This is a genomic window from Desulfovibrio fairfieldensis, assembly GCF_001553605.1.
Taxonomy (GTDB): Bacteria; Desulfobacterota; Desulfovibrionia; order Desulfovibrionales; family Desulfovibrionaceae; genus Desulfovibrio; species Desulfovibrio fairfieldensis.
On sequence record NZ_CP014229.1, the window covers coordinates 2,707,802 to 2,721,163 of the forward strand.

A 13,362-nucleotide genomic window follows, 5' to 3' on the forward strand; every position below is an offset into this window, starting at 1 on the left:
GGCGTCGCGCCATGGCGGGCTTGTGCGGCAGCCCGCCCTTGGTGTATGGATAAAGCCGGGAACACGGTTCCCGGCGCACGGACCGGCCGGCCGCCCGCCACGCCCGCGCCAACGATTTCAACCGCCCAGGGGAGGAAGCATGCTCGTACAGAACTGGATGACCACCGAAGTGATTACCGTGACGCCCGAAACGTCCCTGCTCAAAATCGGCAAGCTGATGCGCGACAACAGCGTACGCCGTCTGCCCGTGCTGGACGACAAGGGCCATGTGGTGGGCATCATTTCAGACCGCGATGTCCGGGACGCCTCGCCTTCCAAGGCCACTACCCTCGACATGTATGAGATGCATTACCTGCTGGCCGAACTCAAGGCCAAAGATATTATGACGCCCCGGCCCTTCACAGTCAAACCCACGGATACCGTGGAAAAAGCGGCCATGCTGATGCTGGACAACAAGTTCGGCGGCCTGCCCGTGGTGGAGGAAAGCGGACGTCTGGTGGGCATCATTTCGGACCAGGACGTATTCAAGGCCCTGGTGAGCATTACCGGCGTACGCGAGGGCGGCATCCAGCTGGGCATTGAAATCGCCAACCAGCCCGGAGCCATGAAGCCCGTCTTCGACCTGCTGCGCGCGCACGGGGCCCGGATACTCTCCGTGCTCTCGGCCAACAATCAGGAAGGCAACCGCAAGGTCTTTCTGCGTCTGCGCGAAATGGAAAACCGCGAAGCCGAGGAAGCGGTCATCGCCGACGTCAAGGAACATGCCCATCTGTTGTACTGGGCGCGCAACGAAGTGCATCTGGTTTAGGGGCTGTTTCACGTTGAAATGCTCTCGCGCCTTCACCATGCGCGGCGCGCCGCGAAACAACGGCGGTAAATAAGGGCTGAGCTTGATCCGGGCCGCGTCGCCATCTGGAATAGCTATTTGGAATATATAGCAAATTTTTCCGACAAATGTGCTGGGAGACGTGAAAAAAAGTGCGCGGGGCTTGCCATCGACACCGTTTTATGACATAAGGGCTCGTGTATTGCGATTGGGTTCTCAATCGCGCTTCCAAGCGGAATTCGGCCGGGGTCGGACATTCCGGCTGGCGTAGCGCCAGGGCATATCGTCCCGGCGAGTTGAGCAATATCTGTCCAAGGAGGACACGCATGGCTGAGATCACCTATAAAGGTAAAAGCTTTGAAGTTGACGAAGATGGTTTCCTGCTGCGTTTTGACGACTGGTGCCCCGAATGGATGGAATATGTGAAGGAATCCGAAGGCATCTCCGAGATCACCCCTGATCATCAGAAGATCCTCGACTTCCTGCAGGACTACTACAAAAAGAACGGCATCGCTCCCATGGTGCGCATTCTTTCCAAAAACACCGGCTACAAGCTGAAGGAAGTGTACGAACTCTTCCCCTCCGGCCCCGGCAAAGGCGCCTGCAAAATGGCCGGCCTGCCCAAGCCCACCGGTTGCGTGTAGTCCGAGCTTCAATTTTCGGAAAAAGCGGAAGGGATATCCCTTCCGCTTTTTTTATTGTCCGCGTTCCGCCTCCTCGCCTTGCCCGCCGTGTCCGTCCACGCTATGTTGACCCAAAATCGGACTGTCCGTCCGGGCCACAGCATCCGGGAGGCCGCGTGGAGGAAATAGTCGCTCTGACCATACTGGTGCCGCTGGCGATCCTGATCTGTCTGATCGTCCTTTTTGCGCGCGGCGCAGGCCAACGTCGGCAATTGGCGGCCCTGCGCGACGAGGTTGACGCACTCCGCCGGGAAGTCCGGAACCTGCGCGCAGACGCGACATCTTTTTCCGCATCCGGCCGGGACGACGTGCGGGCCCAGGAAATGCCGCCCGCCGGGGACGTCGAACCCCAAAGCGACGACGACGAAGGGAATCCCTTGCCTGACCCGGCAGCGCGGATGCCGCCGCAAGCTCTTCCGGCCACGGCTGAAAAACTGGAGTTCAGCTTTGTCGATGCGGGCGATGCCGGTGCTGGACATGTAAGCCCGCCCCCGGTCCCCCCCCTGGCCCGGCGCTGGAAGAAGAGGCTCCGGCCGCGCAATCCGGGCCGCCCACGAGAACCGCGACACCACGCGGCCCACGCCGTCCTCCCCCGGCAAGCCCGCCCGCCCTGGCCGGAGCGTTAACCGTGGTCTGGGGCTGGCTGCGGGCCAATCCCATGCTCTACGCCGGACTCTGCGTGTTTCTGACCGGCATCGCTTTTGCCCTGGGCTATCTGGTCCGGCACGGCTACGTCAGTCTGGAAGTCCGCCTGGCTCTGGTAGGTCTGGCCGGTCTGGGCATGCAGGTTCTGGGCTGGCGGCTGCGCCGCCGCAACGCCCTTTACGGCCTGGGTCTCATGGGCGGCGGCGCGGTGGTGCTCTACTTCGTGCTGTTCACGGCCGCCCGCCTGGAACTGCTCTCCCCCCTGGCCGCCCTCGGGATGATGGTCGCTCTGGTTCTGGGCGTTGCCGTGCTGGCTCTGGCCGCCGACGCCGAGGTGCTGGCCGCGCTTTCCGCCGTGGGCGGCTTTCTGGCCCCGGTGCTGCTCTCCACGGGCAGCGCCGATTATCTCGGCCTGTTCGGTTATTACGCGGTACTGTGTCTGGGCAATGCCTTCCTGCTCCGCTTCAGGGCCTGGGACATCCCGGCGCTGATCTCCTTTGCCGCAGTCTACGGCATCGGCGGGCTTTGGGGCGGACGCTCCTATGAAGCCCGGATGTTCTTTCCTGTTGAACTCTTTCTGCTGTTCTTCTTCGTCCTGTTCAGCTTCATGCAGCTGCAACTGGCCGCGCACGCCGACGCCATGGATGCCCGCACGGCCGGGCGCGCGGGCGCGGCCCGGCGCTATCTGCACGCCTCCCTGCTGTTCGGCCTGCCCTTGCTGACGTTCAGCTACCAGTATTATCTGGTGCGGCCCTATCCCTACATGGCGGCCTTCAGCGCGCTGGGCATGGCCGCCTGGCACATAGGCCTGGGCTGGCGGCTGCGCCGCCGCGACGGAGCGGCCCGGCGCCTGACCCGCGAAGCGCTGCTGGTGCTGGGTCTGGGCTTCTCCGCTCTGGCCGTGCCCCTGGCTCTGGATCTGAGCTGGACCACCTGCACCTGGGCCTTGCAGGGCCTGGGCCTGATCTGGCTGGGCCTGCGGCAGAAGCGCCCCCTGCTGCGTTTTCTGGGTTATGCGCTGCAATTGCTGGCGGCGACAACCTTCATGGATCTCTTTTCCCTGCGTGAACTGATCTCCCTGCCCGGCGGCCTGCTGGACAACCGCATGGCCTGCGGCTTGGTCATGACCTTGGCGGCCCTGCTGCTGGTACATTTCTGCTCGCGGCACCGGAACGTCCTGGGTCGGCAGGAACGCGAAATGCTGCTGCCCTGGCAGACCTGGGCCATGATCTGGTGGCTGGGCACCGGCCTGAACATACTCTCCGGTTTCCTCGACGTTCAGGAACAGCTTTTCGCCAATGCCGCTCTGGTCTTCACGGTCCTGAGCTGCGTGCTCTGGGTCCGCATCGGGACGCGCCTGAGCTGGCGGGCATTTGCCGCCGCCGGGCATCTGCTGCTTCCGGCCCTGCTGCTCTCGCAATGGCGTTTTCTGCCGGACCTTGCGCTCCTGCCGTTTCTGCCCCTGCGCCCCCCGCCCGCGGTCTCCCCTCTGGCCTGGAGCCACGGCGGCCTTGCGGCCCTGCCCCTGGCCTGGGCCTCCTTTGTCTTCTGCCTCCGCTCCATGCCCTGGCCCAGTAGTGGCGACCGTTACCGGAAAATCGTGGCAAACGCCGTCCTGCTTTCCGTGCCGGGCCTGCTGCTTCCGGCCGCGAACCACGACCTGGGCCGCCTGCCGCTGCTCGGCCCGGCCTGGAGCCTCCTGCTTCTGACCATTCTGGCGGCCGCCTTTCTTTTCCTGCTCCGCCGGGGCTCCCGCCTGCCGGTTCTGTCCGGCCCGGCCGATCCGGTCCGCTGGAGCGGCCTTGTCCTGAGCCTTGTCCTGGTCTGCTGGTTTTGCCTCTTCTGCGCCCTGCCCGGCGCGGCAGCGCCGCTTCCGTACATTCCCCTGCTGGGCCCCCTGGACATGGCCCAGAGTCTCTGCCTGCTGGCCTGCCTGTACTGGCTGCGCGGCATGCGGCATACGGGCTTCCCGCCCGAACGCCTGTACCGCGGGCTGCTCGCGGGTTTCGGCGCGGGCGCTTTCGCGCTCTGCACGGTCGTCGCGGCCAGGGCCGTTTCCTGGTACGCATACTGCCCCTACACGGCGGCGGCCCTGGTCCGTTCGCCCGTGTTCCAGGCCGTGCTGTCCGTGCTCTGGGGCAGCATCGCCCTGGGTCTGGTGCTCACGGCCTCGCGCGTCTTCCGGCAACGGAAACTCTGGTTCGCCGGGGCGGCCCTGCTGGGCCTGACCCTCTGCAAACTGCTGCTCTTTGATCTGGCCGACCACCAGACCGTTTACCGGATTATTTCCTTCCTTTTCCTGGGGCTGCTGATGCTGGGCATGGGCTATTTCTGCCCTCTGCCTCCCAAGCGGCGGGAAGAAGCCTCCGAACAGAACTCCAGCCCAGCGCCGTAAAGGAGCCGCCATGTCCTCCAGCCGCCGACCTTCCTTCTTCCACTTGTCCACATGGCTTCCGCTCCCGGCTCTGGCCCTGGCCGCGCTGCTGGCGGCCCTGCCCGCCCATGCAGCCACGAGGGAGCAGGAATTGACGCCACGGGATTTCAGCACCCTGATTCCCATTGAAACCAGGGGCAACGCCCCGGTCTACCGGCTTGATCTGCCCTTTTTGGTCTATGAGCGTTCCCGCCTGTCGCCCCTGCGCGATGTGCGTGTTTTCAACAGGTTGGGGCAGGCCGAAGCCATCTGCATCAACGCCGTCGAATCCCTGCCGGAACCGGCGCGGGAACACGCATTCCCCTGCTTCAGCCTAAGGGTGCGCGTCAGCCCGGATGGCGTCGCCCTGCTGCGCGACGGCCGGGACGCGCCCGCATCCGGGCCGGGACGCGACAAAAACGAAGAATACGAAACCCGTGGCCTGCTGGTGGATTTCGACCAGAAGCGCCCGCGCTTCGATCGCGTGCGGCTGGTGCCGGGGGAAACGCTTTCCAACAGTGCGGCGGGACCGGACGGCCAGCGCGGCTCCATGCTCAGCACCCGACTCTATGTCAGCCGGGATCTGCAACACTGGTCTCTGGCGGCGCGTCCCTCCCTGGGCCGCCTGCGCGTGGATGGGCAGAGCCTGGAAATGCTGGAGCTGCCCGTCGGGGAGCTTGATCAACGTTACATGCTGCTTGTGCCCGCCGCCGGGAGCGAACTTTTTCCGGTGCGGGAACTCCTCGCGCGCGAGAAAGCCAAAAATGCGACGCCGGTCCAGAGCGTCCGCCTGCACGGCCGCAAGGACGACAAGGCCGGGGGCTTCGGCTACACGGTTCCGCGCGGCCTGCCCGTGCTCAGCCTGGAGCCTGAGCTGGACTCGGACAATGTTCTGCTGCGCGGCCGCATTCTGACCCCGGCTCTGCTTGAGAGACGCAACGCGCGGCATCAGGTCGCCCGGCGGCAGAATGAAACGGAACTGGTCTGGGAAGAACGCGCGCCTCTTTTTTACTACCGGCTGGGCGGCAACGGCCGGGACCTCCGGCACAGCGACCCGGTTCCGTTCGACCGGAACTGGCTGGGACCGGAGAACAACGCCCCCCTGCTGCGTGACGCGCCGTTCACCCTGCTGTTGCGCCTGCGGGGCGACAGGGCGGAAGCCCCGGCCTTGCTGGTGCGCTGGGCGCGCCAGCAACTCTATTTCATGGCCGGAGGGCCCGGGCCCTACATCCTGGCCGTGGGCAGTCTCAAGACGGAGGAAGCCGCCGATACGCGGGACGCCGCCCTGCGCGAACTGCCCGTGCAGGCCGCGCCCGCAAGGCTGGAAATGGACAAGCTGCATGCGCAGACGCCGCCCACGGCTTATGCCGAAACCTCCGGCGGCCAGCGCCTGCTGCTCTGGGGCGTGCTGTTGCTCGGAGCCGCCTGCATGGCCTTCATGGCCGTGCAGTTGCTGCGCAAGCCCAAGGAATGAAGGAGTCCGCAACGCATGGGATGCCCAGGCCTTCGGAAAAAAACAGCCCTCCGGCTGACGGCTGTAGCGCTGTGCATCCTGCTGTCGGCGGCCGGGACGGCAGCCTTCCGGCTCTATGAACTCTGGTGTGATCTGCCCGATGTGAACGCGCTCTTGGAACAGGCCGCAGTCAGACGCGAAGCGATGCCGCGCACGCTGTCTCTGGCCTTTCTGGCATTGGAAGATACGGCCTTCCTCCGGCGCGAGAATGGAGAAAACAGCCCTATCGTCCGCCATCTCGCCAGATGGCTGCTGCGCTCCGGAGAAAAAGATGCCGACTACCTTCTGAAGCGAAGTCTGCTGGCCTGAAAACTGGAGTATAATCTATCTCGGGACGATATCCTTACCCTCTATCTGAATCATATCTATCTGGGCGGCCATTCTGTCGGCGTAAATTCTGCGGCCCGGTTCTATTTCGGCATAAACACCGCCGCGCTCAGCACGGGGCAGTGTGCCCTGCTGGCTGGTCTGGCACGCTGCCCCGCCTCCTGCAGCCCTTTACGCCATCCGGGCCGGGCCAAAACTCGCCAAATGGCGGTACTGGATGCTCTGCGCCGCCTGGGCTGGATTACGTCCCCCGAATACGCTCGAGCCGCAACCGAGCCCATGACGCATTCGGCCTCCCCAATCGAAGGATGGCCGACAGCCGAAAGGCCGGAATAAGACCGGCAATTCCGGTCCGTATTTTGTAATTTATCCTTACGGCAACATTCCCCCCGCAGCTGTCCCGTTCCAGCCGGATTTCCCCACCCGCCCTTTACGCCAAGGCAAAAAAACGGTACTGCCCTGCCATGAAGATCAGATTCTCCTGGAAAAAGCTCACCCTCTGGCTGGTGGGCATCTTTTTAGTCTGCGGTCTGGCGGGCGGCGGCAGCGCGGCCCTGCTCCTGTACTGGGCTTCCCGCGATCTGCCCAACATCACCCGCATCGCCGACTACAACCCGCCGCAGGCCACCACGGTGCTGGCCCGCGACGGTTCGGTGCTGGGCACCCTCTACCATGAAAAACGCTTCGTCATCGGCCTCAAGGACATGTCACGCTTTCTGCCCATGGCCTTCCTGGCCGCCGAGGACGACTCCTTCTACCGCCACATGGGCGTGGACCCGGTGGCCATCGCGCGCGCGGCCATCAATAACTTCCGCAAAGGCCGCGCGGGCGAGGGCGGCAGCACCATCACCCAGCAGCTCATCAAGCAACTGCTGCTGACCTCCGAGCGCAGCTACACGCGCAAGATGAAGGAAGCCATCCTGGCCTACCGCCTGGAAAAGGATCTCTCCAAGGACGAGATCCTGACCATCTACCTGAATCAGATCTACCTGGGCGAGCACGCCTACGGCGTGGAAGCCGCCGCGCGCACCTATTTCGGCAAGCACGCTTCGGACATCACCCTGGCCGAAAGCGCGGTCATCGCCGGTCTGCCCAAGGCCCCCAGCAGTTACAATCCCTTTCGCCATCCCGAGGCCGCCAAGGGCCGCCAGATGTACGTACTGGGCCGCCTGCGCGACCTGAAATGGATCACCCCCCAAGAATACGAACAGGCCGCGGCCGAGCCCCTGGTCTACTGGAGCATGCCCGAAGGCCAGGGCGGGGCCGCCCTCTGGTATCTGGAGGAGGCCCGCCGCCTGCTCATCGAATTTTTCACCGAGCATAACCTCAAGGCCCTGGGAGTGGACACCCGCAAGTACGGCGAGGACTATGTCTATGAAGCGGGCCTTACCGTGCGCACGGCCATGGTGCCCGCCCAGCAGGCTGCCGCGGGCCAGGCCCTGCGGCGCGGCCTGGAGGAACTGGACAAGCGCCAGGGCTGGCGCGGCCCCCTGGAACAGCTGGATGCCGAAAAGCAGCACGCCTTTCTGGAAGCCAGCTCCTTTACGCCCCTGGATCTGGCGGGCGAGTCCTGGGTCAAGGCCGTGGTCACCGCCGTGGACGCCAAGGAAGCCCGCGTGAACCTGGGCAAGGGCTATACCGGCGTCATCCCGGTGGCCAACATGTCCTGGGCGCGCAAGCCCAATCCCAAAGTGGCGGGCATCTACGCCCCGGCAATCAAGGACGCCAAGCTGGTGCTCAGCCCCGGCGACCTGATCTGGGTTTCCGCCGCGCCGCGCAAAACCACCGTAACCAACGCCAAGGGCCGCAAGGAACAACAGACCGTGCCCTTTGACGCCGCCGAGGTCAAAAAGAACGCGCCCGTTCCCCTGCTGTTACAGCAGGAACCGGCCGTACAGGGGGCTCTGGCCTCCCTGGAGCCGCAGAGCGGCGACGTGGTGGCCCTGATCGGCGGCTTCCAGTTCGGCGACAGCCATTTCAACCGCGCCACCCAGGCCCGCCGACAGCCCGGTTCCAGCTTCAAGCCCGTGGTTTATTCCACAGCCATGGATTTCGGATTCACGCCGTCTTCCATCGTGCTGGACGCGCCTTTCGTCTACGTGAACCCCTACACCAACGAGGTCTGGCGACCCTCCAACTACGAGCACAACTACAAGGGCGAGCTGCCCCTGCATCAGGCCCTGGCCCTGTCGCGCAATACCAGCACCGTGCGCGTGGCCCAGCAAGTGGGCATCGCCAATGTGATTCAGCGGGCCAAGGCTCTGGGCCTGGAGCCCAGCTTTCCGCAGGAGCTTTCCGTGAGCCTGGGCGCGGTGGCCGTGTCCCCGCTCAACCTGACCCAGGCCTACGCGGCCTTTGCCAACCAGGGCCTGGGCGTGCGCCCCCGGATCATCACCTCCATCACGGACGCCCAGGGCCGCGAACTTTACCGCCAGGACGAGGAACACTGGCAGGCCGTCAGCCCCCAGAACGCCTATATCATGGCGACGCTGCTCAAAAACGTGGTCAATGCCGGCACCGGCTCGCGCGCCAGAATCGAAGGCCGCTTCATCGCGGGCAAAACCGGCACCACCAATGACGAGCACGACGCATGGTTCGTGGGCTTCACGCCCTACCTGGTCACCGGCGTCTATGTGGGCTACGACCAATTGCAGTCCCTGGGCCGCCTGGAACAGGGCGGCCGCACGGCCGCGCCCATCTTCCGCTATTACCGCAGTGTGGTGGAGGAGTTGTACGAACCCAAGGACTTCACCATGCCCGAGGGCATCGTCATGTCCGGCGGCTTCGCCTACCGGGCGGACATGCCCCTGCAGGGAGCTTCGGCCACGGACGCCGGCGCCCAGGACGGCACGGTGGTGGACACCTCCGAAGGCGGCGAAGACCTGATGCGTCAGATGTTCTGATACGCCGCTCTCAACGCATTTTTCCTGGAGAACGCGCATGCCTCTTTTTTCCTGCCGCCGGGTTTGCATCCCGCTTCTGCTTTGCGCCTGCGCGCTGGCCGCTTTTTTCCTTCGGGAGCGCATCCTGCCCGCCGGGGCGGAAAAAGCCGCGCCTGCCGTGTTGCGCGTGGGCCTGGAAGACCATTATCCGCCCATGGCCTTCACGGATGCGCAGGGGAAGCACACCGGCTTTGACCGCGACATGGCCGAAGCCCTCTGCCGTCAGATCAACGCCCGTTGCGAGTTCGTCATCGAACCGTTCGACGACCTGCTGCAAAAGATGATCAGTGGCGGGCTGGATGTGATGATCGCCGGGCTGGCCGCCCTGCCGGAGCGCAGACAATACATGGAGTTTACGGAACCGTATTACAGGTCCAGCACCATCTACATCGGGCGGCCCGGCCTGCCGGTCACCAAGGAGGGTTTGCGCGGCAAACGGCTCGGCGCGCAGACCGGTTCCATGCAACTGGATATTCTGAAGAAAGAATGGTCGGATGTGGCCACAGTGGTCGAAGCGCCGTTTGCGGACCTTTTCGGCATGCTAGCCAGGGGCGAGGTGGACGTGGTGCTGGCCGACGCCCTGGCCTGTTACGATTTCCTGAAAAGCCGGGCGGGAAAGGATTTCGGCATGGTGGGAGACCCTCTGCAAATCAACGACGTGCTGAGCCTGGCCCGCATCGGCGTGCGCAAGGGCGACCGTGAGCTGACTGCGTCTCTGAACAAGGCCCTCATGACCATGCGCGTCAACGGCGAATACAACCACATCACCAGAAAATATTTCCCCTTCAACATTTATTGAGCACTGTCGCGCAGCGCATGGATACCCGAGAAACAGCGGCGCCCCCGCCACGGTCTCCCGACGGACGGGCCGAGAGGTTCCACCGGATCGGCATTTACCGTTTTATCGCCCTGGCGCTTCTGCCCACGGTCTGCCTTCTGGCCCTCGTCTACTGGTATGTCGACGACAATCTCCAGGAAATCAAAACCGCCGCCGAAAGCACCAATCAGGTCCATCTGCCGGGCATTCTCAAGAATCAGCGCACCCTGATCAATATCGAGAGCCTGCGCCGCTACGTGGAAACGGTCTACAACGCCTCCGACGCCGAGATACGCCGGGATGCCCTGGTCAACGCGCTGGCGCTGGCCACGGAGTCGGTATTTGAGGCCAATTCCCGCTTTGTGGAATACGCAACCTCGGCCAAGTCCCTGCTGTACGCGCTGGATGCTGTGAAAAAACGCAGCGACCGCGCGCAAGAGGAACTGGCGCGAGCCGCGCGCCTTTTTGTCCAGACTGAGGCGCGCCTCGGCGTTTACGCCGGAGAGGACAGGCATGAGGCCATGCCCGCGGAGGATGATGCGCGCGTGTCGGAACGCGTGCTTGCCTATTGCGGAAAACTCCGCGCCGCGCCCGGAACCCTTCCGCGGGCGCTCGCCCAGTGCGTCACCCTGCGCGAAAGCCGCCAGGCTATGGAAAAGGCCCGGCAACGCCATTCCGATGCCGACACGGAGGCCCGTGAACTATGGAAACAGTTTGACCAGCTTTTACGGAAACTGAGCGACCTCGCCTCGTCGAAGGAGGCGGAAGCAACCCACTGGGCCATGGAATACATCAGCAAATCGGCCCGGCGCACGCATTTCGTCTTTTACCTTTCGGGCGTGCTCATTGTCCTGATTTTCTGCGTCTTCATCCTGGTCCTGCACCGTTACATCCTCTCGCCCCTGACCCTGGCCTCGCGCTCTCTGCGGCGCATCCGCGACGGCGGCCGCGTGGAAAATCTGCCGCCCGTGCGCGTACGCGAACTGCAGGACATGCTCAATATCTTGCCCGTGGTGAGCAGGCATGTTACGGACCTTTCCGCCCGTTCCGGCCTGCTGGAGCAGGAAAAGGACAGGTTCAGAAATCTCAGCCTGGTGGACGGCCTGACCGGCGCGGGCAACCGCCGCCATTTCGACGCCTGCCTGGCCAGAAGCGGCCGGGACCGCCCGCTGGCCCTGCTCATGCTTGATGTGGACATGTTCAAACTCTATAATGACGCTTACGGGCATCTGGCGGGCGACAGCGCGCTCATAGCCGTTGCCCGGACCATGCTCGAAGAGCTGCGGGGTTCCGTGGACCAGGCCTTCCGCTACGGCGGCGAAGAATTCTGCGCGCTGTTGCCAGGCGTTTCCGCCGCCGAGGCGCTGGCCGTGGGGGAACGCTTGCGCAAGCGCATCCAGAACCTCCGGATCCCGCATCAAAGCTCGTCCGTGGCCCCGCATCTGACGGCCAGCATCGGCGTGGCTCTGCGCGAGGCGGGCAGCCCCATGAGCAATCAGGAGTTGACGGAATACGCGGACAAAGCCCTGTATCGGGCCAAAACCTCCGGCCGCAACCAAGTCTGTTTCTACAACCCCGCCGCATCTTCGCTTCCGGGCGAAACGGCGCTGTAACAGAACGTAACGGCCGGGCATTGACGCACGGCTTTGCGACAGAAAGGAAAAGCATGATTCCCTACGGCTCGTTAGTGGTCTTTGTGACCCCCAAGGGCAGACGCTACATCAAACGGCTGGAAGAAGGCCGGGACTGGCACAGCAACGACGGCACTCTGCCCGCCGCCCAGGTGGCGGCCCTGGATTTCGGTTCGGAAACCAGCACCACGCTGGGCGTTCCCATCCGCGTGCTGGAGGCCACGCTCTTTGACCGCCTCCAGGGCATCAAGCGCCAGACCCAGATCATCTACGCCAAGGACATCGCCTATATCTGCCTGCGCCTGGGGGCCGGGCCGGGCCGCACCATCATTGAGGCGGGCTGCGGTTCCGGCGGCCTGACCGTGGGCTTTTCCTGGTTCTGCGGGCCCACCGGCAAAGTAGTCAGCCACGACGCGCGCGAGGAATTCACCCGCCTGGCCCGCCGCAATCTGGACTGGGCCGGGGTGGGCGGCAATGTGGAGCTGCACCACCGGGATGTGGCCGAAGGCTTTGCAGTCAGCGGGGCAGACGCGCTCTTTCTGGACGTGCGCACCCCCTGGGAATATCTGAAACAGGCCGTCGAAGCCGTGAAACCCGGCGCGAGTCTTGGCTTTCTGCTGCCCACAGTGGACCAGGTCGGCAAGCTCCTGCTGGGCCTGGAGCAGGGTCCCTTCGCGGAAACCGAGGTCTGCGAAATCCTGATCCGCCGCTGGAAGCCCGTGGCCGACCGGCTGCGGCCCGAGGACAGAATGACCGCGCACACCGGCTTTCTGGTCTTCTGCCGCCAGCAGGAATGCAGCGTGGACTTTGAATCCCGTCGGCCCATGGGCACGCGCGAGCGCAAACAGGAAGCCGCCCGCCTGGCCCGCCTGGGCCTGACCGCCCCCGGCGCGGACGCGATGCCGGACGGAGACGAGGCATGAACCCCTGGATTGTGCTGATCGCCGCCGGGCTGTTTGAAATCGGCTGGCCCCTGGGCTTCAAGCTGGCCCAGACCGCGCCCGCCTGGCGCGCGGCCGCCATCGCCCTCTCGGTCCTGAGCATGGCCGCCAGCGGCTGGCTGCTGTTCCTGGCCCAGAAGCATATCCCCATCGGCACGGCCTATGCGGTCTGGACGGGCATCGGCGCGGCGGGCACCTTTCTGATCGGCGTGGCCGTGTTCGGCGACGCCCTGAACTGGGGCCGGGTTCTGGGCGTGCTGATGATCGTGGGCGGGGTCATCGTGCTCAAAACCGTCAGCCCGTAGCTCCTCCGGCAGGGGAATCGAACTTAGAGCGGATTACCTTTGAAACATATGTTTCAAAGGGGCTATTCTGGCAAAAAAACGCGGTTTTTGCCTGAATCCACGCCGCGTTTCTCTCGATGCCTGTACGCCCTTTGGGCTACAGGCACGCCCCTACGGGCCGCCCGTCGGGGCGGTCTTCGCGGCGCGCCTCACCGTGTTCGACGTTAGAGCCTTTTGATATTGAAAATATTTCAACGCGCTGTGCGGATTTTCCGTGGAAAGCCGCACCGCGAAATTATCGCAAGGCGAATTTACTTCGCCGTTAAGCAATAATTTCAAG

The 13,362-nt window shown here is 64.2% G+C and carries 12 protein-coding genes; 11 read left to right on the forward strand and 1 reads right to left on the reverse strand.

What is annotated here, in order from left to right; translation table 11 throughout:
* The first annotated feature begins 139 nt into the window (after positions 1–139).
* Together AXF13_RS11475 and AXF13_RS11480 are read left to right on the forward strand one after the other, a co-directional pair.
* Complete coding sequence (locus tag AXF13_RS11475) at positions 140–808, forward strand: CBS and ACT domain-containing protein (protein ID WP_008682205.1); 669 nt, start codon at positions 140–142, stop codon at positions 806–808.
* Positions 809–1,152: 344 nt separating this feature from the next.
* Positions 1,153–1,470, forward strand: coding sequence for a TusE/DsrC/DsvC family sulfur relay protein (locus tag AXF13_RS11480; protein WP_008682206.1), 318 nt, complete (start codon positions 1,153–1,155; stop codon positions 1,468–1,470).
* 8 nt (positions 1,471–1,478) lie between these two features.
* Here AXF13_RS11480 and AXF13_RS11485 read toward each other — a convergent pair whose 3' ends face one another.
* On the reverse strand, positions 1,479–1,988 hold the full coding sequence (locus AXF13_RS11485) for a hypothetical protein (protein WP_150116173.1): 510 nt from the start codon (positions 1,986–1,988) through the stop codon (positions 1,479–1,481).
* A gap of 149 nt (positions 1,989–2,137) precedes the next feature.
* Here AXF13_RS11485 and AXF13_RS11490 point away from each other — a divergent pair, with 149 nt between their 5' ends.
* From AXF13_RS11490 to AXF13_RS11525, 9 genes are all read left to right on the forward strand, one after another.
* Positions 2,138–4,549: a DUF2339 domain-containing protein gene (locus AXF13_RS11490; RefSeq protein WP_062253404.1), complete on the forward strand. Its 2,412-nt coding sequence runs from the start codon at positions 2,138–2,140 to the stop codon at positions 4,547–4,549.
* Between the two features lie 10 nt (positions 4,550–4,559).
* Positions 4,560–6,041, forward strand: a complete 1,482-nt coding sequence (locus AXF13_RS11495; RefSeq protein ID WP_062253406.1) for a DUF3999 family protein — start codon at positions 4,560–4,562, stop codon at positions 6,039–6,041.
* A gap of 15 nt (positions 6,042–6,056) precedes the next feature.
* A complete protein-coding gene (locus AXF13_RS11500) occupies positions 6,057–6,389 on the forward strand; it encodes a hypothetical protein (protein WP_062253408.1) in 333 nt (110 codons plus the stop codon).
* A gap of 60 nt (positions 6,390–6,449) precedes the next feature.
* Complete coding sequence (locus tag AXF13_RS17470; protein ID WP_417926388.1) at positions 6,450–6,743, forward strand: transglycosylase domain-containing protein; 294 nt, start codon at positions 6,450–6,452, stop codon at positions 6,741–6,743.
* 128 nt (positions 6,744–6,871) lie between these two features.
* Positions 6,872–9,310: a penicillin-binding protein 1A gene (locus AXF13_RS11505; protein ID WP_062253409.1), complete on the forward strand. Its 2,439-nt coding sequence runs from the start codon at positions 6,872–6,874 to the stop codon at positions 9,308–9,310.
* A gap of 37 nt (positions 9,311–9,347) precedes the next feature.
* A complete protein-coding gene (locus tag AXF13_RS11510) occupies positions 9,348–10,148 on the forward strand; it encodes a substrate-binding periplasmic protein (protein ID WP_062253411.1) in 801 nt (266 codons plus the stop codon).
* Positions 10,149–10,165: 17 nt separating this feature from the next.
* Positions 10,166–11,779 (forward strand): GGDEF domain-containing protein, encoded by a 1,614-nt coding sequence (locus tag AXF13_RS11515; protein WP_062253414.1) that lies wholly within the window; start codon positions 10,166–10,168, stop codon positions 11,777–11,779.
* A 53-nt stretch (positions 11,780–11,832) separates the two neighbouring features.
* Entirely contained in the window at positions 11,833–12,720 is an 888-nt protein-coding gene (locus AXF13_RS11520; protein ID WP_062253416.1) for a tRNA (adenine-N1)-methyltransferase, read from the forward strand.
* Positions 12,717–13,043, forward strand: a complete 327-nt coding sequence (locus AXF13_RS11525; RefSeq protein WP_008682217.1) for a DMT family transporter — start codon at positions 12,717–12,719, stop codon at positions 13,041–13,043. The genes AXF13_RS11520 and AXF13_RS11525 overlap by 4 nt, the downstream gene beginning before the upstream one ends.
* Positions 13,044–13,362: the final 319 nt, after the last annotated feature.

Excerpts from the sequence above, each read along its gene's own strand:
- AXF13_RS11500 (WP_062253408.1), top strand. The coding sequence starts at position 6,057 with ATGGGATGCCCAGGCCTTCGGAAAAAAACAGCCCTCCGGCTGACGGCT.
- AXF13_RS11525 (WP_008682217.1), top strand. The coding sequence starts at position 12,717 with ATGAACCCCTGGATTGTGCTGATCGCCGCCGGGCTGTTTGAAATCGGC.
- AXF13_RS11505 (WP_062253409.1), top strand. The coding sequence starts at position 6,872 with ATGAAGATCAGATTCTCCTGGAAAAAGCTCACCCTCTGGCTGGTGGGC.
- AXF13_RS11510 (WP_062253411.1), top strand. The coding sequence starts at position 9,348 with ATGCCTCTTTTTTCCTGCCGCCGGGTTTGCATCCCGCTTCTGCTTTGC.
- AXF13_RS11520 (WP_062253416.1), top strand. The coding sequence starts at position 11,833 with ATGATTCCCTACGGCTCGTTAGTGGTCTTTGTGACCCCCAAGGGCAGA.
- AXF13_RS11475 (WP_008682205.1), top strand. The coding sequence starts at position 140 with ATGCTCGTACAGAACTGGATGACCACCGAAGTGATTACCGTGACGCCC.
- AXF13_RS11480 (WP_008682206.1), top strand. The coding sequence starts at position 1,153 with ATGGCTGAGATCACCTATAAAGGTAAAAGCTTTGAAGTTGACGAAGAT.
- AXF13_RS11495 (WP_062253406.1), top strand. The coding sequence starts at position 4,560 with ATGTCCTCCAGCCGCCGACCTTCCTTCTTCCACTTGTCCACATGGCTT.
- AXF13_RS11485 (WP_150116173.1), bottom strand. The coding sequence starts at position 1,988 with ATGTCCAGCACCGGCATCGCCCGCATCGACAAAGCTGAACTCCAGTTT.
- AXF13_RS11515 (WP_062253414.1), top strand. The coding sequence starts at position 10,166 with ATGGATACCCGAGAAACAGCGGCGCCCCCGCCACGGTCTCCCGACGGA.